Here is a 21875-nt window from a genome sequence, read left to right as displayed (position 1 = left end):
GAGGGCAGCTTCGGCGCAGCGCGCGGGCGGCGGATACGGCCCTACGGGGTGGCGCAGAGGAAAACAGTTGCCTGACGGCCGATTCGAGTGACGACGAGGGTATGTGGCTGGGAGCCGCGGGGTTTGATGCGGCCGCGAAGGGCGTCCGGGTCGATGTCGACGCCGCGGGTGAGAATCTCCAGGGGGCCACAGTCACGGCGGTGTAGTTCGGCGCGCAGGGGCTTCTCCCGGAATTCCATACGCTCGAGGATTCGGAACCCCCGCATGCCTTCGGGAACCTTGTCGCCGGTCAGGTAGGCGATGCGCGGATCGAGCTGCCACAGACCATGTTTCGCGGCGTAGTGGCGGACCAGACCGGCGCGTACCACCGCACCGTCCGGATCGACGATCCACTCCCCGGGCTCGCGCTCGGGGATGTCGTCCGGATCGGCATCGGTGAGCGTCCACGGCTCCCCTGCGGACGACAGCACGGCGGCCCGGCGGGTGACGCCGGGCTCCGCCAAGCCCGGTGACCACAGGCAGGCTTCCCGAACCGCCCCGTCGAGCGAGACGACCTCGATCTCCCCAGCCCATCCGAGCTTGTCGAAATCCAGTCCGGGAGCACACTTCACGGCCAGCTCCCGCCCGGTATACGCCGCCAGCAGATCCGGCAGCGGCGGCTGTAGCTTCGCCGGATCATGCGTCCGCCGCCCATCCGACCGCCGCGCCGGATCCGCGATCACGACCTCAGCGGTACTGCACGGCATCAGCGCATCCGCCTTGACCAGCAACACGTTTCGTCGCGCAGCGAGATTGTGTGCCGCCATGGCCAGGCGGACGTCGTCGAGGTCGCTGCCGATGACCGCGGGACAGACATCGGCGAGGGCGGCGAGTTCGGCGCCGATGGAGCAGGTGACGTCGTGGACGGTGCGGCCCGCGAGGCGTTGGGCGCGACGGCGGGCCACGGGTGACGGGGTGGCCTGCTGGAGGGCGTCGTCGGTGAAGAGCCACTCGCCCGCGCCCCCGAGTTTGGCGGCGGCGCGGCGGCGCAGGCGAACCGTTTCCACGAGAACGGGGGCGTGGTCGCCGTGGTCGCGGCGGAGGCGCTCCAGGTCCTTCAGGAGCGAGGCGGGGGTGAGCGCGAAATCGCCCACCTCGGCCAGGGCGGCCGCGCCGGCCGGACTGGCGAGGTAGGCGATGTCAGCGCGAGAGAAGGCGTAGCCCACGGGGATTCGTGGACCGGCCTACTTGGCGGAGGCGCCGGGCTTCACGCCGGTGATCATGGCGTTGTAGAAGAACTGGCGGGGCACCACGTGGCGCAGCACCTTCTCGTCGAGGGCCGAGAACGCCAGCCACGCCTTGTACTGGGCCATGCGGTAGCGCCAGGTCAGCTTCTCGTCGGGGACGGCGGCCTCGAAGGTGCGCACCGGCCAGCCCCACAGGGCGGCGGCGAATTCCTCGGTCTTGGCCTGGACCTCGACGGCGCCGGCGCTGCGGGCCATGCGCTCCAGGTCGGACGGGTCGAAGGTGTGCAGGTCGACGACGGCCTCGAGGGCAGCGGCGCGGGAGGACTCGTCGAGCTCCTCCTGCGGCCGACGCCAGTCGCTGAGGAACGGCAGCTTGGTGATCTCGGTGGTGATCTTCCAGGTGACCTGGCCCAGCTTGCGGGCGTAGAGGTTGCCGATGGTGGTCGGCTCACCCGCGAACACGAACCGGCCGCCCGGCTTCAGCACCCGCAGGCACTCCTTGAGCGCCAGCTCTACATCCGGGATGTGGTGCAACACGGCGTGGCCCACTACGAGGTCGAAGGTGTCGTCCTCGTAGGGGATGGTCTCGGCGTCGGCGACCCGGCCGTCCACGTCCAGGCCCAGGTTCTGGCCGTTGCGGGTGGCGACCTTGACCATGCCCGGGGACAGATCGGTGACCGAACCGCGCTTGGCGACGCCCGCCTGCATCAGGTTCAGCAGGAAGAAGCCGGTGCCGCAGCCGAGTTCGAGGGCCCGGTCGTAGGGCAGCTCGGCGCTCGGGGCGACGGCGTCGAAGCGGCCGCGGGCGTACTCGATGCAGCGTTCGTCGTAGGAGATGGACCACTTGTCGTCGTAGGTCTCGGCTTCCCAGTCGTGATACAGGACCTGGGCGAGCTTGTTGTCGCTATACGCGGCCTGGACCTCCGCCTCGGTGGCGTGCGGGTTCGGCGCGGGGTCTTCAGGACCAACTGTCATGCCGGGCAGCCTAATGAATACCCCGGTGAACGGTGTTATCGGGCTGCTCAACGCCCGGTGAACCGGGCCGCATCCGGACCGTCGACCAAATAAGAACGTGTTCCAAGCTGCTGATCTTCGGTGCCGAACAGATCGGCCCACTCACGACGCGCCCGATCGTGGCCGTGCGTGCCCGCCTCGAACACCCGCTTGGCGGCGGCCAGGGCCGTGCGCGGACCATCGGTGAACTGCTTGGCCCACCGCAGGGCGGCGGCGAACACCTCGTCGGGCGCGACCACCTCGTCGACCAGGCCGAGCGCCGCGGCCTCCTCCGGATCCACGAACCGGCCGCTGTACACCAGATCCTTGGCGTGCGAAGGACCGATCAGCAGGCTCAACCGGCGGATACCGGCCAGCGGGATCAGCCCGGCCTTGATCTGCGGCAGGCCCAGTTTCACATTGTCGCCGATGATGCGGCGGTCGGCGGCCAGGGCCAGCTCCAGCCCCGCGCCGAGGGCGTATCCGCTGATGGCGGCCACGGTCGGCTGCGGCAGCCGGGCCAGGCAGCTCAGCGCCGACTGGAAATCGGCGGCCATGGCCTGCGCCTGCTCGGGGGTGAGCCGGGCCAGTTCGGCCAGTTCGTCACCGGCGGAGAACACCCGCTCGTCGCCGTAGACCACCACGGCCGCGATCGACGCGTCGGCCGCGATCTCCTCGGCCGCCGCCGCCACCTCCAGCGCCACCTGGAGATCGATCAGATTCATCGGCGGGCGTGCGACGCGGAGCACGGCGACATGCTCCGCCACACCCCGGTCCACGGTCACGAATTCGGCCACAGCCGATCACCCTACTTCGGGCCCGGGCACGGGGACGCCCCGCCCGGGCGGGCGCTACTCGGGTCGCTGCGAACCACGGATGCGCGAATTGTCGGGCAGCTCGGCGAAGTAGCGGTCGGCGTGCGGGAACGCCAGCGCGGGGCCGCCGCCCGACGGGTCGTACACCGGCATGATCGGGGTGATGTCCCGGGTGGCCGCGAGAATCTCGGCGGTGGAGGCGAATTCGTTCAGCACCGCGAGCTGGGTCCAGGTGGGCGGCAGCAGCACGTCCACACCCTCGCGCCAGCGGTCGATGGCCTCGGCGGGAGTGCACCACGCGACCACCTCGGCCTCGGAGGTGGCGCCGTCCGCGAGCTGGCCCTCGGGCAGCACCGCGACGAAGAAGCGGGTGTCGTAGCGGCGCGGCTCGATCACCGGGGTGATCCAGTTGTCCCACGGGCGCAGCAGGTCGGCGCGCAGCACCAGGTTCTCGCGGGTGAGGAATTCGGCGAAGGACAGTTCGCGGCGTTCCAGCTGCCCGCGCGCTTCGGCGTAGACCGCGGTGTCGCTGACGACGCTATCGGCGGTCGGTCCCGCCAGCAGCACCCCGCACTCCTCGAAGGTCTCGCGCACCGCCGCGCAGACCAGCGCCTGGGCGCGGCCGGTGTCGATGCCGAATCGCTCGGCCCACCAGGCGGGTTCGGGTCCGGCCCAGTCCAGTGCGATGGACGCGTCGGAGGGGTCGACGCCGCCGCCGGGGAAGACGGTCATGCCGGCCGCGAAGGCCATGCCGCCCACTCGACGCTGCAGGAACACCTCGGGCCCGTGCGCACCGTCGCGCACCAGCATGACCGTGGACGCGTCTTTGACGGGCGCAGCCGCGGGCTGGGATTCGGACTGGGCCATTGCTTCGCTCACCTTTCGCACCATAACCGTTGCCTCGGCTAAGCGATACCACGGCTGCGGGTTCGCCGGTCAGTCCGTCGAATGGACTGATCCGGTGCGGGTTTCGATGACGGCCCGACCGGCGCCATCGCGCCGGGTCCAGGTGCCCTCCACCTTGCCGGTCCGATAGTCCTGCACCTGGCTGACCACCGCGCCCGTGTCGTCGGTCCAGGTAACCAGGAAGATGCCAGCCTCGATGGATGCGACCGCGACCGGCGTGCTCGACCCACGTCCGGTGTCGGCGGTGGTGTAGGTCAGGGTGCGCCCGTCCGCCGAGAAGACGATGGTGCCGCCCGAGCCGCTGTCATAGCTGAGCTGCACCGTCCTACCGTCCAGGTCCGACGGGACCGTGGCCCTGCCGAGGGTTTCCGCCGCATGCGAATTCGAAACCCGCTGGGCGGCCGGTGGATCGGCCACGCAGCCGGTGGCGACGACCGCGATGGCCAGAATCGTGATGGCGCCGATACTCCGGCCCACAGCCAGCTCCCTCCATCCGCGGCAGTTGCGGATAGTTTGCCCTGTGATGGCGGTGGACGCAATGGCAGCGCGCCGCGGTTCGCGAGACAGGTTGCGGGAGGCGGCTTTCAGCGGTTGCGGTGCCGTCCGAAGCGCTGACTGCGGCGCGCGAAGTAGCGCCCCTCGATGCGGTCCAGCTGAATCGACTGACGGAAAGCGTCACTCAGGTTCTCGGAGGTCAGCACATCGGTGAGCAGACCCTGCGCGACCACACTGCCCTCATTGAGGAGCATGCCGTGGGTGAAGCCCGGCGGAATCTCCTCCACATGGTGGGTGACCAGCACGGTGGCGGGCGCGTCCGGATCGGCGGCCAGATCGCCGAGCCGTTCGACCAGCTCCTCACGCCCGCCCAGATCCAGCCCGGCGGCCGGTTCGTCGAGCAACAGCAGTTCCGGATCGGTCATGAGCGCGCGGGCGATGAGCACCCGCTTGCGCTCCCCCTCCGACAGCGTCCCGTAGGTGCGATCGGAAAGGTGTTCCGCGCCCAGGCTTTCCAGAATGTCGACGGCCCGATCGGTGTCCATGTCGTCGTAGCTCTCCCGCCAGCGGCCCATCACCGCGTAGCCGGCCGAGACCACCAGGTCGGCGACCGTCTCGTCGAGTGGCACCCGGCTGGCGATGGCGGCCGAGGACAGGCCGATGCGCGGGCGTAGCTCGTTGATGTCGACCCGGCCCAGGGTCTCGCCGAGCAGGTTGGCGACCCCGGAGGTGGGGTGCATCTCGGCGGCGGCCATGCGCAGCAGCGAGGTCTTGCCGGCGCCGTTGGGGCCGAGCACGACCCAGCGTTCGTCCAATTCCACCTGCCAGGTGACCGGACCGACCAGGGTATGTCCGGAACGTCGGACGGTGACGTCGCTGAAATCGATGAGCAGATCTGGATCCGGTTGCGGCACGGGGTCCATCTTGGCCCACCGCCCTGGACGATCGTCAACGCGGTGGGAAAACTCGGTGCGTGTCCTCTCCGGAATTGCGATGTCGATAAGCGATTTCGTGTGCGCCGCCGTCGAATTCCGATGGTTCGCGCTCCGGGCCCGCCAACCCGCGGTCCCGCGCGTCCGCCCGCGTGGACCGGAACATGCGCGCCAGAACGAGTGCCGCCGGGACCGAGAGCGCCGCCCACACGATGAGAACAACCAGCAGTGTTGTCATTTCGGTGGTTTCCTTTCGAGGAAACGTGAATCGATCCTTGCCGACCCGTCCGGGGAAGTCGATATGCGCTGCCCATATGGGTCAGTGCGCCGACCATCCGGTTTCGCTAGTGCGACATTCGCACTACGCCACCGCGATCACGGTCGTCGACCCCGGTGCCACCTCGGTGAAACCGGCATCGCGCACCGCCACCGCGCTGCCCTCGGCCACCCGCCGCTGCAATTCCGCCCAGCGGCCCGGATCGGCCTCCGCGACGGTGCACCGGAATCCCTGTGCGGCCCACGCATACGCCCGCTGCACCGGCAGAGCGCCTGCCAGCAACATGCTGGCATGCCCTACCTGTGCCGCGGCCTTACCTACAGTCATACCCAGTTCCGCGTTCACCCATAGCACCGGACTTTCCGGATCGATTGCGATCTCCTCCGCCACCGGCAGCTCGGTGCCGCTGATCTGCAGACGCCGGATGCGCGGATCCACCTCGCCGACCGGTCCCGGCACCAGCGCCCGCGCCTGCGCACCCGCGAATTCGACTGTGACACCGTCGACTTCCTGCGCCGCCAGCCACTGCGCCCCGCGCGCCCGCCGCGCCACCTTGCGAATACGCGAGCGTTTCCAGGTCAGATAACGCTCCTCCCACTCCCCATCGGGCCCGACCCGCTCGTCGAGGCACAGCGCCACCACCGCCGAGGCAGCGGCTGCCAGAAGTGCGCTGCGCGCCGGCGGATCGTTCTTCGGAATGTGCAGCACCATCTGCATGGCCTGCACGAGCGCCGGGTCCGCCGGATCGCCCCCGCCGCCGTATCCCCGCGCCAATTCCGCGTGCCTGGCCACGAAACCGGCATCGATGGTGGATCCGACGCTCGACACAACCACTCCTACACAACTGTTCGCTAATGAACCGTCAGGTTCAGGGTGAAGCTCTTGGCGGGCTCCACACCCTGTTCCCAGGCTCGCTTGTATTGCAGGCTCAATCGGGTCGAACCCGCCGCGACCGCCACGAAATTCGCCACCGATCTACCGCCGACCCCGACCGTGCCGGACGGTTTCGGGTCCTGTTCGTATTCCGGCGAGCCGTTCTGCTTCACCACGTTCTGGTCCAGGCCGCCCAGCTCCCAGGCGTACCCGGTGGTCGGGTTGGCCTCGAGGGTGATGATCAGGCCCTGACCGACCGCGAGGCTCACATCCTTGCCGTCGGAGTCCGCGCCGACCTGCACCGCCGCGTGCGCGGACGGGGTCGCCTGCACCGCGGTGGTGACCGCGACGCTGGTGGCCGACACCGGCTTCGTCTCGTTCGGATCGGCCGAGGTGCCGCAGCCGGCCAGCGCCAGCCCGGCCATCACCACTGCCAGCGGCATTCGCACACGCACGGACTCTCCTTCGATCATGGCCGGACTCCCCGACCACGGTACCGAGAGCGTAGCCGCGAGTGCCGCAACCGAATTGGACGCGTTGCCTGCCCAGCGAGGCAGGGCCACACGCCTCAGCGAGGCAGGAACCACATGCCTCAGCGAGGCAGGAACCACATGCCTCAGCGAGGCAGCGGCACCCGGCGGATACCGCCGTCGCGGGCATCGGCCGCCTCGACCTCGTCGCGGGTGACGCCCAGGATGAACAGCACCGCGTCCAGGAACGGGTGCGACAGCGCCGCGTCGGCGACCTCACGCAGCGCGGGCTTGGCGTTGAACGCGATCCCCAGCCCGGCGGCATTGAGCATGTCGATGTCATTGGCGCCGTCGCCGACCGCGACGGTCTGGTCCATGGCCACCCCGGTCTCGGCCGCGAATCGGCGCAGCGCAACGGCTTTCGCCTCCCGGTCCACGATCTCCCCGACCACCGCGCCGGTCAGCTTGCCGTCGCGGATCTCGAGGGTGTTGGCCTGCACGAAGTCCAGTTCCAGCTCGTGTGCCAGCGGCTCGATGACCTGACGGAAACCGCCGGACACCACGCCGCAGCGGAAACCCAGGCGGCGCAGGGTGCGAATGGTGGTGCGGGCGCCGGGGGTGAGCTCGATCCGCTCGGCGACCTCGTCGATGACCGAGGCGTCCAGCCCGGCCAGGGTCGCCACCCGCTGCCGCAGGGATTCGGAGAAGTCGATCTCGCCGCGCATGGCCGCCTCGGTGACCTTGCGGACCTCCTCCTCGACACCGGCGTGCGCGGCCAGCATCTCGATGACCTCGCCCTGGATGAGGGTGGAGTCCACGTCGAACACGATGAGCCGCTTGGCCCGTCGCGCCAGGCCCGCCTTCTCGACGGCGACATCCACGCTCTCCTTGGCGGCGACCGCGGCCAGCGTGGTGCGCAGCTCGGTCTCGGCGTCCGCGTCGGCGGTAGGGACGGTGACCATGAGTTCCAGGCCGGTGACCGGATAGTCGGCGATGCCACGAATGGAGTCGATGTTCACCCGCTGCGCGGCCAGCTTGCGCGCGATGGCACTGAAAGCGCGCGCGGTGACCGGCGAACCCAGCACCACGACCGCGTGGGTGGACAGCTTCGCGCCCGAGACGGCGCTCGCCCCGATCTCCACATCGACATCCATGCCGATGGAGGCCATGGCGTCCTCGAGCTGATCCTGCAGCGCTTCGGGATCGGTGGGACACGACACCAGCACGCCCAGGGTGAGCCGGCCGCGAATCACGACCTGCTCCACATCCAGCAGGCTCACCGCCCTATTGGCCAGGGCGGCCAGAAGTACCGATGTGACGCCCGGCTTGTCGGGTCCGGTGACCGTGACCAGAACCGTCGTGTCAGACGCGCTCAATCGATAACTCCGTTCCATGCGACTTCCCGCCCGACATGCGGCGGCAGCTCATTCTGTCAGGTCGGCGCGAACGGGACAGCGCCGACCGCCGCCGACGGTGGCGGGTATCACGCCGCCCGAAGTCAGCGACCGAGCAGGCGTGCGGCGCCCGAACACATTTCGATCAGCACGTCGGCGACCGGGCGCACCGCGGTGACCAGGCCGACACCCTGGCCCGCGTCGATCGGGGCGATACTCGGGTCGTCGGCGGCATTGGCGGCCCTCAGCTCGGACCGCGCGGCAGTGTCACCGGCCAGTTCGCCGAGGTGGTCGTGCCAGCGCGCGGTGAAGTCGTTGCGCAGCACCCGGGCCGGAAACCGCTGCGGCCAAGGCAGTTCCATGCCGACATCGAAGGTCCGCGTCACGATGGTGTCGGTGTCCTCGGCAGCGAGCAGGGCCCGCCGGCCACCCGCCGACAGCAGCGATTCGGCGCAGGCGGCCAGGGCGGTCCCCAGCCACACTCCCGAGGCCCCGGCCGCCAGCATCGCGGCGACCCCGCGCGCCGACCCGATCCCACCGGCGGCCAGCACCGGACCCGGCACCGCGTCGAGGACGGCCTCCAGCAGCGGCAGGGTCGCCAGCTCGGGAGCGCCGTGCCCGCCGCCCTCCAGACCGCGTGCCACCAGGACATCGATGCCGGCATCGCGCGCACGCCGGGCATCGTCGACGGTGTAAACCTGTGTCGCCGTGCGGATTCCGGCGGCATGGGCCCGCCCGGCCCACGACAGGTCGGACCCGAAGCTCACCGACAGCAGCGCGGGGGCGGCCGAGAGAGCGAGCTCGAACAGCCCGGGACGGGCGGCCACCACCCAGTCCACCAGACCGATCCCGACGGGACCGGGAGCGTCGGCGACGTGCGGCAGTTCCCGTTCGAGGGCCTCCACCGATCCCGCACTCCCCATCCCGATCATGCCCAGGCCACCGGCCGCCGCGACCGCCGCCGCCAGCCTGCCGCCCGCCACCCCGCCCATCGGCGCGTTCACGACCGGCAGCCGCAGCCCCAGCGCGCGCGACCACTCGGTGGACAGTCCCGTTTCCGACATCGCTCCCGGATCCTCCATCAGCCAATAGCAGCACATCGGCGAGGGCCGCGATGAACAGCATCCGCCGGGGTCACGGCGAAGTCGGACAGATGCCCGACGTCACGCCACGCGGTCGCGCTGGTCCCCGGCCGCCGCCGAGCCACTGACTCATGCACATGACAACTGTTGCATAGTGCTCGCGTCTGACGAAAACCACCCCACGAACAACGCGGCACCCGTCGTAGGACGGGTGCCGCGTTCGTATTCAGGTGTCGAGCCTCTAGCTGGAAACCTTCTCCAGCTCCTTGACGGTGTGGGACTTGGAGCCCCAGCCGACATGGGCCTCGGCGCGCATGCGCTCGACCATGTGCGGGTAGTGCAGCTCGAACGCGGGACGCTCGGAGCGGATGCGCGGCAGCTCGTAGAAGTTGTGCCGTGGCGGCGGGCAGGAGGTCGCCCACTCCAGGGAGTTGCCGTAGCCCCACGGGTCGTCCACGGTCACGACCTCGCCGTAGCGGTAGGACTTGAAGACGTTCCAGATGAACGGCAGCATCGACGAACCCAGGATGAAGGCACCGATCGTGGAGATGGTGTTCAGGGTGGTGAAGCCGTCGGAGGGCAGGTAGTCGGCGTAGCGGCGCGGCATACCCATGTTGCCCAGCCAGTGCTGCACCAGGAACGTGGTGTGGAAGCCGACGAAGGTGGCCCAGAAGTGCCACTTGCCCAGGCGCTCGTCCATCATGCGGCCGGTCATCTTCGGGAACCAGAAGTAGATGCCCGCGAAGGTGGCGAACACGATGGTGCCGAAGAGCACGTAGTGGAAGTGCGCGACCACGAAGTAGGTGTCGGACACGTGGAAGTCCAGCGGCGGCGAGGCCAGGATGACACCCGACAGACCACCGAAGAGGAAGGTCACCAGGAAGCCGACCGACCAGAGCATCGGGGTCTCGAAGGTGAGCTGACCGCGCCACATGGTGCCGATCCAGTTGAAGAACTTCACACCGGTCGGGACCGCGATGAGGAACGTCATGAACGAGAAGTACGGCAGCAGCACCGCACCCGTGGCGTACATGTGGTGCGCCCACACCGCGATGGACAGCGCCGCGATACCCAGCGTCGCGTAGACCAGCGTGGTGTAACCGAAGATCGGCTTACGGCTGAAGACCGGGAAGATCTCCGACACGATGCCGAAGAACGGCAGCGCGATGATGTACACCTCGGGGTGGCCGAAGTACCAGAACAGGTGCTGGTAGAGCAGCACGCCGCCGTTGGCCGGGTCGTAGATGTGGCCGCCCAGGTGGCGGTCGTAGGCCAGGCCGAACAGGGCCGCGGTGAGCAGCGGGAAGGCCAGCAGCACCAGCACCGAGGTGACGGCGATGTTCCAGGTGAAGATCGGCATCCGGAACATGGTCATACCCGGGCAGCGCAGGCAGACCACGGTGGTGAGCATGTTGACGCCACCGAGGATGGTGCCCAGACCGGAGACGGCCAGACCCAGAATCCACAGGTCGCCACCGACGCCCGGGGAGTGGACGATGTCCGACAGCGGGGCGTAGGCGGTCCAGCCGAAGTCGGCCGCGCCACCGGGGGTGATGAAGCCGGCGGTCGCCATGGTGCCGCCGAACAGGTACAGCCAGTAGCTGAACGCGTTCAGACGCGGGAAGGCGACGTCAGGGGCGCCGATCTGCAGCGGCAGGATGATGTTGGCGAAGCCGAACACGATCGCGGTCGCGTAGAAGAGCAGCATGATCGTGCCGTGCATGGTGAACAGCTGGTTGAACTGCTCCGGCGACAGGAACTGCATGCCCGGGCGGGCCAGCTCGGCGCGCATGAGCAGCGCCATGATGCCGCCGACCATGAAGAAGGACATGGCCGTCACCAGGTACATGACGCCGAGAACCTTCGGGTCCGTCGTGGTGACCATCTTGTAGATGAACGATCCCTTCGGACCCGTCCTTTGAGGATAGGGCCGAGCCGCCTCCACAAGGCTGGCCGGCCGCGGTTCTACGGCAGTCACGAAACCTCCACAGGTATGCCATCGTTCGTACGCTGCTTCCGGCGTCCGGTTCGGCACATGACGAACGACGGTGGCTTGCGCTGTGACAGATCGTAAACGGTGTTCCGACAGCGCTCGCTCCGGGTCCTACTCTGTGTCGTATTTCGGCGGCGCCGGTGTCGTAATTTGGAGTCGCCGGGCACGGCTGTAGGCTGCCCCGCATGCCGGTGCGCGAGTCCGCTTCCACCCGAAACACGTTCGCCTCCACCTTCTCCCCCTTGGTCGCTCCCCATTGGCGATCTTTGCCGCATTTGCGCAGTGTGGGATTGGTCTCGGCGGCCACGCTGCTGACGGTGGGCCTGGTCGCGGGGTGCGGCAAGACCGATGACAACTCCGCCTCGATCGTGCGCACCACCACGAATATCGCGGGCGCCGGCGTGGTCGGGGTCGAGCGCGACACCTCCAAGGCCTGCCCGCTGCCGTCCAGCCCGGACTCGGCCTCGGGCACCAAGACCGTCGCCCATGCCTCGGGCACCTCGGAGGTGCCGGCCGACCCCAAGCGCATCGTGGTGCTCTCCACGTCCGCCTTGGACGCCACCTGCGCGCTGGGGCTGTGGGAGCGCGTGGTCGGCGCGACCACGCTCGCCGGTCCCGCACCGCAGCCCGCCTATCTGGGCACCGGCGTCGTCGATATTCCTTCGGTCGGCCCGGTGGGCAACCCGGATCCGGCGAAGATCGCGGAGCTGAAGCCCGATCTGATCATCGGCCCGGCCGCCGACAGCTCGCGCTACGACGCACTGAAGGGCATCGCCCCGACGGTGCTGGTCGGTGAGGAGAACGGCTGGCAGGCCACCTTCACCGGTTTCGCGGAGGCGATGGACCGCAAGACCGCCGGGGCCCGAGCGCTCGACGACTACCGCACGGCCGCCAAGGACGCGGGCGTCGCCGCCAATGCCGCCCTCACCCAGGCGTCGGTGATCCGCTTCGAGCCCAATGTCATTCAGGTGCAGGGTGGCAACAGCTTCGCCGCGCAGGTGCTGGGCGACGCCGGCGTGCAGCGGCCGCAGCCGCAGCGCGGGGACTCCTTCGACGTGACGAGTTTGAGCTCCCAGGACGACCGCAACCGGATCGAGGGCGACCTCATCTTCCTCATGTTCGACGGCAAGGACGGCCTCGACTACGGCGAGTCGATCATGAAGGGCGACAACTGGAAACAGCTCGCCGCCGTGAGCGATCGCCGCGAGTTCGCCGTCGACGACACCATCTGGCACGGCAGCGGCATCACCGCCGCCCGGGCCCTGCTCGACGACGTCCGCAATAACCTCAATGGATACGTCACGGACTGAGCTCCGCCGCCTCCCCGGGCCTTCAGCGCACAGCTGAAGGCCCGGGGACGCGGGCTAGAACTCCCAGTCCTCGTCCTCGGTGTTGACGGCCTTGCCGATGACGTAGCTGGAGCCGGAGCCGGAGAAGAAGTCGTGGTTCTCGTCGGCGTTGGGTGAGAGGGCCGACAGGATGGCCGGGTTCACGTCGCACTCGTCCTTGGGGAACAGGCCCTCGTAGCCGAGGTTCATCAGCGCCTTGTTGGCGTTGTAGCGCAGGAACTTCTTGACGTCCTCGGTGAGGCCGACCTCGTCGTAGAGGTCCTGGGTGTACTCGACCTCGTTCTCGTACAGCTCGAACAGCAGCTCGAAGGTGTAGGCCTTGAGCTCCTCGCGCTCGGCCTCGGAGACCAGTTCGAGGCCCTTCTGGTACTTGTAGCCGATGTAATAGCCGTGCACGGCCTCGTCGCGAATGATCAGGCGGATCATGTCGGCGGTGTTGGTGAGCTTGGCCCGCGAGGACCAGTGCATGGGCAGGTAGAAGCCGGAGTAGAAGAGGAACGACTCCAGCAGGGTGGAGGCGACCTTGCGCTTGAGCGGATCCTCGCCGTTGTAGTAGTCCAGTACGATCTCGGCCTTGCGCTGCAGGTTCCGGTTCTCCTCGGACCAGCGGAAGGCCTCGTCGATCTCGCGTGTGGAGCACAGCGTGGAGAAGATGGAGCTGTAGCTCTTGGCGTGCACCGACTCCATGAAGGCGATATTGGTGAGCACCGCCTCCTCGTGCGGGGTCAGCGCATCCGGGATGAGGCTGACCGCGCCGACCGTGCCCTGGATGGTGTCGAGCAGGGTGAGGCCGGTGAAGACCCGCATGGTGAGTTGCTTCTCATTGGCGGTCAACGTGTTCCACGACGGGATGTCGTTGGAGACCGGGACCTTTTCCGGCAACCAGAAGTTGCCGGTGAGCCGATCCCAGACCTCGGCATCCTTCTCGTCCTGCACGCGGTTCCAGTTGATCGCCGTCACCCGATCGATCAGTTTCACGCCCGCTCACACACCCTTCTCAGCTCTCCGGACCCTGCGGAATTCCCTTACCCTGAACACTACTACTGGTAGGTGACATCCCCGTGCAGCACAAGAAGTTGTGTCTTCACGTGTCCTCACACTGTCCTGCGAGAATGCGAAAAGGGGATGGGCAAGCACGCCACCGACTGCAGAAAATTACAGCGATGCAATCCGTCACAGCGACCCGGGGTCGGCGTGCCCGAACCCGCCCCAGGTTTGCCGATCAGATGCCGAGCACCCGCGTCAGATCCCGGCACCACTTTCGCGGTCGTGAAGTAGATGACCGCCCGACGGCGTCCACCGGCGCGGTTCACCATGGGCGCGGAGACGACGGCCGGGTCGATGCGCAGTTTCTCGGCCGGCAGCGGCGTGGTTCCGGCGGTGGTGAGCAGGTCCACCAGACGGTCCTCGCTGTCCACCACCGGCAGGTTGATCAGCTTGGCGCCCCGCATGAGCGGGGCCGCCCGGCCCGCCGAGTCGGCGGTGCGCACCGAGACGGGTTCGGCCGCAACCAGATCCGCGATCATGGCGTCCGCTGAGTCGAACACCGGATCGCGCAGCTCGACCACGCCGATCAGGCGGCGGCCCGCGTCCACGACCGGCAGCGTATAGACGGTCTCGGCGGTGCCGCCCTGGTCCGGACGGTCTGCGGCGCCTCGGTGGCGGGCAGATTCCGCGGCAGCGCAACGACTTCCGGCGTCATATGGAACCCGACCGACCCATCCGGGTAGCCGAGCAGGTGGCGGTCACCGCGTCCATGCGGGCCGGCCGGTCGGCAATGCGGTGCGGCGGGCGGTTGTCCAGCCACTCCACGGCGGGGTGAGGTGGCGGCGGTCGACGTTGTCGCACAGCGAATCACACCCTCGACCCGGCGGGCGGTTTCGTGAGAGGGTCGGAAGCCGGTGGTAGCGAGCCGGTTTGCCATCGGATCATTTTCCGATCATTTTTCGCCGATCCGGTCGCCGCAACCGTTGGGCGCGCGTCCGGGATGCCCTACTCTCTGCCTCTGTGCGTGTTTTGGTGCTAGAGGACGATCACCAGCTCTGCCGTGAGGTGACCGATGGGTTGCGCTCGGCCGGGTTCGCGGTGGACCTCGCCCAGAGCATCGCCGACGCGGATTTCAAGATCGCCATCAATCGCTACGACTGCCTGGTGGTGGATCGCGGCCTGCCCGACGGCGACGGCCTGGACCTGATCGCCGGGGCGCGCAGCGCCGGGCACACGGTGCCCGCGCTCATGCTCACCGGCCGCGACGGGCTCGACGATCGGCTGGCCGGTTTCGAGCACGGCGCCGACGACTACCTGACCAAACCCTTCGCGCTGCCGGAGCTGGTGATGCGGGTGCGGGCGCTGTGCCGCCGCCGCGAACAGCCGACCGCCTCGCGAATCGCGGTGGCGGACATCGATATCGACCTGATGCGCCGCCGGGTCACCCGCGCCGGCATCATGCTGATGCTCACCCCCAAGGAGTTCGCGGTGCTCGAGCTCATGGCGACCCGGCGCGGCAGCGTGGTGACCCGCACCGATCTCATCGAATGCTGCTGGGACGAAATGGCAGAGCCCGCCTCGAATGTGGTGGACGCGGTGGTGGCGAAGCTGCGCCGCAAGCTCGGGGAGCCGAGCGTAATCGAGACCGTGCGGGGTACGGGATTCCTCATCGGCGGCGGGATCTCGTGAGCGCGCACCGCTCCCCCGCCGTGGCCCGGCTGAAACGGGCCCGCTGGATCATGACCGCGCTGGTCACCGTGATCACCGCGATGGCCGTGCTGGTGTTCGGCTTCGTGGCCGCCTCCATCGACGCGCACGCGCGCCAGACCCGGGCGCAGGATCAGGCCGACCAGGTGGCGGGCGGGCTGGCCCGGGCCATTCAGCACGACGACAAGCAGGTGCTGGACCTGTCCACCGTCATCGACGACGAGCTGGCCAAGGGTTCGACGGCGGTCGTGGTGGCGGTGCGCAAACCCGGCGAGCCGTGGAAGCAGGCGCACACCTTTCAACGGTCGCTCATGCCCGACGACAGCCAGATCTCCACGCTCGCAACGCAGACCGAGGATCACGCCGACGGTCTGCTCTATCAGGGCAGCCGGTTCGCGAGCACCGACATTACCGGCCGGTCGGTGACGGTGGCGGGCGCCCCGGTGTTCTGGAACGACTGGGACAGCATCGTGGTCATCCTGGCCGGGACCGAGTCCATGGCCGATGCCGGGGCGCATCGAATCCTGGTGTGGGAGTTGATCGGCGGCGGTGGCCTGCTGGTCCTGCTGTCGGCCGCGGCCACCTTCCTACTGTCGGGGCGCAGCCAGCGGCAGGCGTTGCGCATGCTGGACGAGCACGAGCAGTTCCTGGGCGATGCCGCGCACGAATTGCGTACGCCGCTCACCACATTGAAGCTGCTCACCGAATCCCGGCCCAAACCCGAGGAGGTGCAGCAGACGCTGGCCGAGGCGCGCCGGCTCGCGGATCGGATGGCGCGCCTGGTGACCGGGCTGCTGGCCCGTGCCCGCATGCAGTCCGGCATCGCCGAACCCGAGCGCACCCTGCTGCGGCTGGACCAGCTGGCCGAGACGGTGGCCGAGGAGGCCGCCGACGAGCGGATCGTGGTGACCGCGCACCCGAGCGTCGTGGTGGGCGATCCGCAGCTGCTGAGCCTGGCGATCCGGAACATGCTGGAGAACGGGCTGACCCACGGCGCGGTGAACCGGGCCGCGCCGGTCGAGGTGCATGTGGCCGAGGGCCGGGTCAGCATTCGCGACCACGGCCCTGGCGTCGATCCGGTCATGTCGGCCAGCCCGTTCAATCGCGGCGCGGCCGGGCGCAGCGGGCGCAATGGCATCGGGCTGGCGCTGGTCGCCTGGGTGGCGCAGGCGCACGGCGGCAATGCCTCCATCGAGCCCGCGGTCGGCGGCGGCACCATCGCCACGCTGTGGCTGCCGCCCGCCGACATCACGGAGGGCAGTCCGGTCGCCGCGCACCGGTAGCGAAACCCGGTGCGCGGCCGGAATTCACTCCGCGTCGAGCGACTTGCGGCCGCTGATCGGACCCCAGCGGCCGATGAGCACGACCATGATCACCAGGGCCACGGTGATGATCGTGAATACCGCGCCCGGCCCGCGGCGGTCCAGCAGCGGCAGCAGCAGGAACGGCTGCACGGCCGTGCTCAGCTTGGACAGTGAATAGGTGGTGCCCGACGCGGTACCGCGCACGCTGGTCGGGAAGGACTCCGGCAGATAGGCGTGGATGGCGTCGGAGACGACACTACTGGCCAGCGTGAACAGGCCACCCGACGCCAGGATCAGCGGCACCGCGGTGGCGAAACCGAAGACCAGGCCGGGCGTCACCGAATGTGGTCATTGCCCACACTTAACATTTCGCCGGGCGGACAGCCATGGTTGCGCGCACGATATATGGGTGGACGCGACGGGAGCGGGACTGGAATCACTGACCATGGTGCGGCACGGCCAGAGCACCGTCAACGCCGCGCCGTACACCGGGGCGGAGGAATTCATCATGGGCACACGGGATGCCGACGTGCCGCTGACCGAGCTGGGCGCGGCGCAGGCGGCGGCGGCCGGGAGACGACTGGCCGGGTTCGATCCGGGCTTCGATCTGGTGCTCTGCTCGCCGTACCTGCGCGCCCGCGAGACCGCCCGCATCGCGCTGGTTTTCCTGTCGACGCCGCCCGTGCATTTCGACGAGCGGATCCGGGACCGGGAGCCCGGAGTGCTGTTCGGGCTCACCAGAATCGGCATCCAGCGCCGCTACCCGGACGAATACCGGGAGATGCAGCGCTCGGGCGGCTTCTACCATCGCCCGCCGGGCGGCGAGTCCTGGCCCGACGTCGCGCTCCGGCTGCGGGCGGTGCTGCGCGAAATGCACGGCCACGTCCTGGTTTTCACCCATGACATCGCAATCGTGCTGACCCGCTACATCTTCGGGGATCTGGACGAGGCCGAGATCCGCGCACAGACCAGCGCCCAGGTGCGCAATGCGTCCATAACCCGTTGGGAGCGTGCGGATTCCGGCATGCGGCTCACCTCCTACAACGACACCAGTCACCTGGCCTGATCACTGTCTCTGGCATGTCCACCGGGGCTGACAGGATTTCGTTCCGAGGTGAAGTCGGATAGATCACCTCGGTGGCGCTCTCGCGCCTCGGGCGTGCGCCCGTTTCACCCGCGTGGCCGCGTGAATTGCCCCGCATCGACGCTGCCCGGCTGTCATGCGGCACCGGCCTGGCGCATGTGAGAAGTCACAAGAGCGCCGAAATCGCATTACTGTGCCTCACAGGAGAGATCGATCCGGCCGCTGCCGACTGCGGCATGCGTTAGCGTTTCAGGTCCCGGAAGGGCACAACCCGGGGGTGGAAGGGAGTCACGGATGTCCGTGGGGATTCCGGCCCGGGCGGGGCTCACCGTGTCGGGCAGCCCGATATCGTCGCCGCTCAAAGATGTGAGCGGGCTCGCGCAGCACATGGTGGGGCATTTCGTCGAAACCGTCGCGCCGTGCGGGACGCTGCCCGGCGACGCCATTCACGGCGACGTCACCACCGTCACCCGCACCTGCCTGGAGCTGGCGGTGGGCATGCTGGAGGGGCGCGACATTCCGGAGAAGACCAAGCGCCTGGAGGAGGCCGCCGCGCAGTGGGCGCAGGAGGGCATCCCGATCGACACCATCCACCACGCCATCCACGAGGGCTTCAAGATCGGGTCGGAGCTGGTGATGGCCAATGCCATGGCCGGGCACGTGCGCCGCGAGGACGACGACGGCGATGTCACGCTGGTCATCGCGGCCGCCGACATGGACACCATCATGGACGGGGCCAAACTCGTGGTGGAACTGCTGGACCGGATGACATCGGCGGTGGCCATGGCCTACGTCCGGGAGCTGCGGGCGGTGATGAGCGAACACCACACGGCCGTGCACACGCTCACCTCCGCGCTGCTGGGCGGGCACAGCACCTCCACCATGGCGCGCGAATGCGGGATCGAGATCGCCGAGACGTATCACGTGCTGGCGCTGGCCATTCCCGAACATCCCGAGGAGCACTCCCCCACCGTGGACGGCGCGGTGGTGGCGCGACGCAAGCTGCGCCGGGTGCAGGCCGAGCTGGCCCACCGGTACCCCGACCGGGTGCTGTCACTGCTGAGCGTGGACGGCGGCACGCTGCTGGTGCCGGTCACGGCGCTCGCGGACGAGCAGCTGGACGAACTGGTCGAGCAGCTGTCGCGAGCGGCCCGGGTGCCGATCACCGCGACGCTGGTTTCCGCTGCGCCGCACCAGATTCCGGATGCCGCAGACCAGGCGCACGAGCTCCTCGACATCGTGCACCGGCTGCGGCTGGTGCGCGGGCTGTTCCGGTTCGACGAACTGGCGCTGGAATATCAGCTCACCCGGCCCGGGCCGGGCCGGGATCATCTGGGGTCGCTGCTGGACCCGCTCGACGAACACGCCGAGCTGCTGGAGACGCTGCAGTCGCACATCAGCAACAACCTGAACCGGCAGCGCACCGCGCGCATGCTGCACGTGCACACCAATACGGTGGACTACCGGCTCAAGCGGATCGGGCAGCTGACCGGGTTCGATCCCACCCAGGCGTCGGGGCTGTGGTACCTGCGCTCGGCGCTGGTGGCCCGCACCTATCAGGCGGCGGGCTGACCCGCAGCGGTCGGCCGGCCCGCTGGCAATCAGCCGGCGATTCAGCCGGGCCGGAGGGGACAGCGAACCTTCCGAATAGTCACCATGGGCTCGGTGATCGTTTGTGAGCGCACGTCCAGTCCGGGACGCGCACGTTTCTGTTCCCACGAGTAACAACTACACTCGCGCGACGCTTGTGACATTTCCAAGCTCGAACCGGAACACGTTCCTGCGCAGGCCAATCCGGTTACTTTCGGTTACAGAGATGCGCAGCCGCCGAAGGGGTCGGCTCGCGCGTCTCCCCGCCACTATTCGAGGAGCAGCACGCATGGCCGGCATCACGGAAGGCAAGGGTCTGTTCGACAGCGTCGGGGAGGCACTCACCCATCGCGTCACCGTGTACCTGGGCGGGCCCGACGAAGGGGCAGAGCTCACCATGGAATACGCGGCCACCTGGAAAGAGGCGTCGGACTTCACCGTGGCGGCCGTGCACGCCGGACTGGCTGTGACGGTGGACAGCCGGATCCGGCCGGGGCTGCGCCGACTGCCCCGCTACGGATTCCGGCACTGAAATATCCTGTGCCCCAACCGCACTCTGGCGACGACTACCGCCCGGAGGCCGGGGCGAACGCGGTGGCGAGGGCATCCCAGGCCGGGCCCAGCTCGGCGGAGAAGTCCTCCCAGGCGTGAATTCCGGTCGGCTCGTAGCGCACGGTGGCGGGAATTCCCAAGTCGCTCAGTCGTTTCGCGAAATGCTCGGTGCAGACGCGGGCGCCGGCCTCCAGCACCACACCGCCCCCGGCGGCCTCCAGAGCGGCCGGAATATCGGGCGACTTCAGCACCTGGGTCAGATCGGGCAGGCCCGGGAGACCGGAGGCGGCCGACAGATAGATCACGGTGCCGCGCAGGGCTTCCGCCCAGACCGTGCTGTCGTGGATCAGCCAGTCGAAGGTGCCGGGCGGGCCCCACAGGTTCATGATGTTGCCGCCGCGCGAGGCGACGGTGAGCGCGGTGATCGCGCTGCCGGACGGGTCGATGGTCGAGTAGCAACCGCTCAATCCGGCGACGGCGCGGTAGAAGCCGGGGTGGCGGTGGGCGAGCATCATCGCGCCCTGCGCGCCCATGGAGACGCCTGCGATGGCCCGGCGGCCGTCCGAATGCAGATAGGGCTCGATGGCGCCGGGTAGCTCGGCGGTCAGGAAGGTCTCCCAGCGGTTCCAGCCGAGCGCGGCGTCGGCGTGCTGCCAGTCGGTGTACATGCTGCCGGTGGCGCCCGCGGGCAGGACCACGTCGACGGGCTTGTCCGAGAAGAATTCCGCCGCGTGCCCCTTCGTCAGCCAGTCGGACACGCCCTCGGCATCCACCCCGTCCAGCAGATAGAGGGTGGGCCGGGGACCCGCGCCGGAGCCGTGCAGCACATCGAGGGTGACGGTGCGGCCCATGGCGGCGGAGGTGACCTCGACCCGCTCCCAGTTCGGGCCGAACTGATCCACCCGGGTCACATCCGCCGGGGACGCGGCCCGGTACGGCATTCCGGCATGGGCGGTCGCGCCCGGCGGCGGGCACGCCAGCATCGTCAGCGCCACCGCGACCCCGGCGGCCGTCCGGGACCTCACGACTCTGCTCCCATATCGGGATTCATCTGAATCATGTTGTGCGACAATCTAACTCCTCACGCCGGGCGTGATATCCGAAGAACCCACCGAGCGGGTGCGAGGTTGGCCGCTCGATGGGTCTTCATCCGATGGGAGTGCAGTTGCGACTGCACCGGCAGTACATGTCTCGAACAAGCAGTCCTCGGCATGCGGGGGCAGGAGAGGACTTCTTACTCACCTCCAAAACGAGAGTCCTTGATGCGATTCCGATTCCGGCATCGACCGCGCAGTTCATTGATTCGATACCCGAATCACCGCGAGCCTAACCAGGCCCGAATCGTGATCGGCAGGGCGCGAGCCACCTTCTGGAGAGTTCACAACAATGGGCGGTGCGGCCGTGGGATCGACCACAGCAGCGGTTATCCCCGCCGCGTCGCCTGCTCGTCAATCCCCCGAAACCGCCTGTCAATCAACTGTTTTCACCTCGAGAATCACGTTGACCAGCACATTGCCGCCAGGATAGGTTCGTACCGGATTGTTTGGTCCAGACCATCCGTATCGGTGCGCCCCAGCCGGATGGACCCGCTGGCTGGGCGTGGCCTTCATCACCTCCGGCGTCCTCCGGATCGCCCGCTCCCGAGCCCGGCCAACGGCTCCGGGCATCACTGGGGGCCGCCGATCCGTCTTGTGGGGTCTCACAATCGGCTGCTGAGTAGCCTCCTACACGCTTTTCGACGGTGTGGGCGTTCATCACGCCGCGCCCATTCCCTACCTCGGATTACCGGCTCGAGAATGGGGCCTGGCGGTGGCCGAATTATATTGCGATACAGGACAATTACTTT

Annotated in this window: 21 protein-coding genes; 6 read left to right on the top strand and 15 right to left on the bottom strand. The window is 68.5% G+C overall.

Annotated elements, in window-relative coordinates; genetic code table 11:
• Nucleotides 1-41: 41 nt before the first annotated feature.
• The 11 genes from ABZ909_RS09955 to ctaD all read right to left on the bottom strand — a co-directional run bounded on the left by ABZ909_RS09955 (nt 42) and on the right by ctaD (nt 11441).
• A complete protein-coding gene (locus tag ABZ909_RS09955; protein WP_356997471.1) occupies nt 42-1205 on the bottom strand; it encodes a class I SAM-dependent methyltransferase in 1164 nt (387 codons plus the stop codon).
• An 18-nt stretch (nt 1206-1223) separates the two neighbouring features.
• A complete protein-coding gene (locus ABZ909_RS09950; RefSeq protein WP_356997469.1) occupies nt 1224-2201 on the bottom strand; it encodes a class I SAM-dependent methyltransferase in 978 nt (325 codons plus the stop codon).
• Between the two features lie 47 nt (nt 2202-2248).
• Entirely contained in the window at nt 2249-3016 is a 768-nt protein-coding gene (locus ABZ909_RS09945) for an enoyl-CoA hydratase-related protein (protein ID WP_356997467.1), read from the bottom strand.
• A gap of 54 nt (nt 3017-3070) precedes the next feature.
• Nucleotides 3071-3901, bottom strand: a complete 831-nt coding sequence (locus ABZ909_RS09940) for an NUDIX hydrolase (protein WP_356997901.1) — start codon at nt 3899-3901, stop codon at nt 3071-3073.
• Between the two features lie 69 nt (nt 3902-3970).
• On the bottom strand, nt 3971-4417 hold the full coding sequence (locus ABZ909_RS09935) for a MoaF N-terminal domain-containing protein (protein WP_356997466.1): 447 nt from the start codon (nt 4415-4417) through the stop codon (nt 3971-3973).
• 107 nt (nt 4418-4524) lie between these two features.
• A complete protein-coding gene (locus ABZ909_RS09930; RefSeq protein ID WP_356997465.1) occupies nt 4525-5358 on the bottom strand; it encodes an ABC transporter ATP-binding protein in 834 nt (277 codons plus the stop codon).
• Between the two features lie 370 nt (nt 5359-5728).
• Complete coding sequence (locus ABZ909_RS09925) at nt 5729-6472, bottom strand: peptidyl-tRNA hydrolase (RefSeq protein WP_356997463.1); 744 nt, start codon at nt 6470-6472, stop codon at nt 5729-5731.
• A gap of 23 nt (nt 6473-6495) precedes the next feature.
• The gene (locus tag ABZ909_RS09920; protein WP_356997462.1) at nt 6496-6972 is read right to left on the bottom strand and encodes a protease inhibitor I42 family protein; all 477 of its coding nucleotides are present in this window, start codon (nt 6970-6972) and stop codon (nt 6496-6498) included.
• A 161-nt stretch (nt 6973-7133) separates the two neighbouring features.
• Nucleotides 7134-8363 (bottom strand): phosphoserine phosphatase SerB, encoded by a 1230-nt coding sequence (gene serB, locus ABZ909_RS09915; protein ID WP_356997461.1) that lies wholly within the window; start codon nt 8361-8363, stop codon nt 7134-7136.
• Nucleotides 8364-8485: 122 nt separating this feature from the next.
• Nucleotides 8486-9445, bottom strand: a complete 960-nt coding sequence (locus ABZ909_RS09910) for a nitronate monooxygenase (RefSeq protein WP_356997459.1) — start codon at nt 9443-9445, stop codon at nt 8486-8488.
• 259 nt (nt 9446-9704) lie between these two features.
• Nucleotides 9705-11441 carry a cytochrome c oxidase subunit I gene (gene ctaD, locus ABZ909_RS09905; protein WP_354835118.1) on the bottom strand — a complete coding sequence of 579 codons (1737 nt, stop codon included), beginning with the start codon at nt 11439-11441 and terminating at the stop codon, nt 9705-9707.
• Between the two features lie 200 nt (nt 11442-11641).
• On the opposite strand from ctaD, the gene ABZ909_RS09900 reads away from it, so the two are divergent.
• Nucleotides 11642-12766, top strand: coding sequence for an ABC transporter substrate-binding protein (locus tag ABZ909_RS09900; protein WP_356997457.1), 1125 nt, complete (start codon nt 11642-11644; stop codon nt 12764-12766).
• A gap of 54 nt (nt 12767-12820) precedes the next feature.
• On the opposite strand, the gene nrdF is transcribed toward ABZ909_RS09900, so the two are convergent.
• Both nrdF and ABZ909_RS09890 read right to left on the bottom strand, forming a co-directional pair.
• Nucleotides 12821-13783: a class 1b ribonucleoside-diphosphate reductase subunit beta gene (nrdF, locus tag ABZ909_RS09895; RefSeq protein ID WP_040860108.1), complete on the bottom strand. Its 963-nt coding sequence runs from the start codon at nt 13781-13783 to the stop codon at nt 12821-12823.
• 116 nt (nt 13784-13899) lie between these two features.
• Nucleotides 13900-14400 carry a CBS domain-containing protein gene (locus ABZ909_RS09890; RefSeq protein WP_356997456.1) on the bottom strand — a complete coding sequence of 167 codons (501 nt, stop codon included), beginning with the start codon at nt 14398-14400 and terminating at the stop codon, nt 13900-13902.
• 412 nt (nt 14401-14812) lie between these two features.
• Between ABZ909_RS09890 and ABZ909_RS09885 the strand changes: the two genes are divergently transcribed.
• Complete coding sequence (locus ABZ909_RS09885; protein WP_356997454.1) at nt 14813-15481, top strand: response regulator transcription factor; 669 nt, start codon at nt 14813-14815, stop codon at nt 15479-15481.
• A complete protein-coding gene (locus ABZ909_RS09880) occupies nt 15478-16782 on the top strand; it encodes a HAMP domain-containing sensor histidine kinase (protein ID WP_356997453.1) in 1305 nt (434 codons plus the stop codon). The genes ABZ909_RS09885 and ABZ909_RS09880 overlap by 4 nt, the downstream gene beginning before the upstream one ends.
• 24 nt (nt 16783-16806) lie before the next feature.
• On the opposite strand, the gene ABZ909_RS09875 is transcribed toward ABZ909_RS09880, so the two are convergent.
• The gene (locus ABZ909_RS09875) at nt 16807-17142 is read right to left on the bottom strand and encodes a hypothetical protein (RefSeq protein WP_356997452.1); all 336 of its coding nucleotides are present in this window, start codon (nt 17140-17142) and stop codon (nt 16807-16809) included.
• 70 nt (nt 17143-17212) lie between these two features.
• On the opposite strand from ABZ909_RS09875, the gene ABZ909_RS09870 reads away from it, so the two are divergent.
• From ABZ909_RS09870 to ABZ909_RS09860, 3 genes are all read left to right on the top strand, one after another.
• Nucleotides 17213-17869: a histidine phosphatase family protein gene (locus ABZ909_RS09870; RefSeq protein ID WP_356997451.1), complete on the top strand. Its 657-nt coding sequence runs from the start codon at nt 17213-17215 to the stop codon at nt 17867-17869.
• A 312-nt stretch (nt 17870-18181) separates the two neighbouring features.
• Entirely contained in the window at nt 18182-19459 is a 1278-nt protein-coding gene (locus ABZ909_RS09865) for a helix-turn-helix domain-containing protein (protein ID WP_356997449.1), read from the top strand.
• A 307-nt stretch (nt 19460-19766) separates the two neighbouring features.
• Entirely contained in the window at nt 19767-20009 is a 243-nt protein-coding gene (locus ABZ909_RS09860; protein WP_356997447.1) for a hypothetical protein, read from the top strand.
• Nucleotides 20010-20043: 34 nt separating this feature from the next.
• On the opposite strand, the gene ABZ909_RS09855 is transcribed toward ABZ909_RS09860, so the two are convergent.
• Nucleotides 20044-21054: an alpha/beta hydrolase family protein gene (locus tag ABZ909_RS09855; RefSeq protein WP_356997446.1), complete on the bottom strand. Its 1011-nt coding sequence runs from the start codon at nt 21052-21054 to the stop codon at nt 20044-20046.
• Nucleotides 21055-21875: the final 821 nt, after the last annotated feature.

It is taken from the genome of Nocardia sp. NPDC046763, from assembly GCF_040645495.1.
Taxonomy (GTDB): domain Bacteria; phylum Actinomycetota; class Actinomycetes; order Mycobacteriales; family Mycobacteriaceae; genus Nocardia.
This window is presented reverse-complemented; position numbering and strand designations above follow the sequence as displayed.

Excerpts from the sequence above, each read along its gene's own strand:
- ABZ909_RS09860 (WP_356997447.1), top strand. The coding sequence starts at position 19,767 with ATGGCCGGCATCACGGAAGGCAAGGGTCTGTTCGACAGCGTCGGGGAG.
- ABZ909_RS09900 (WP_356997457.1), top strand. The coding sequence starts at position 11,642 with ATGCCGGTGCGCGAGTCCGCTTCCACCCGAAACACGTTCGCCTCCACC.
- ABZ909_RS09865 (WP_356997449.1), top strand. The coding sequence starts at position 18,182 with ATGTCCGTGGGGATTCCGGCCCGGGCGGGGCTCACCGTGTCGGGCAGC.
- ABZ909_RS09910 (WP_356997459.1), bottom strand. The coding sequence starts at position 9,445 with ATGTCGGAAACGGGACTGTCCACCGAGTGGTCGCGCGCGCTGGGGCTG.
- ABZ909_RS09950 (WP_356997469.1), bottom strand. The coding sequence starts at position 2,201 with ATGACAGTTGGTCCTGAAGACCCCGCGCCGAACCCGCACGCCACCGAG.
- ABZ909_RS09940 (WP_356997901.1), bottom strand. The coding sequence starts at position 3,901 with ATGGCCCAGTCCGAATCCCAGCCCGCGGCTGCGCCCGTCAAAGACGCG.
- ABZ909_RS09930 (WP_356997465.1), bottom strand. The coding sequence starts at position 5,358 with ATGGACCCCGTGCCGCAACCGGATCCAGATCTGCTCATCGATTTCAGC.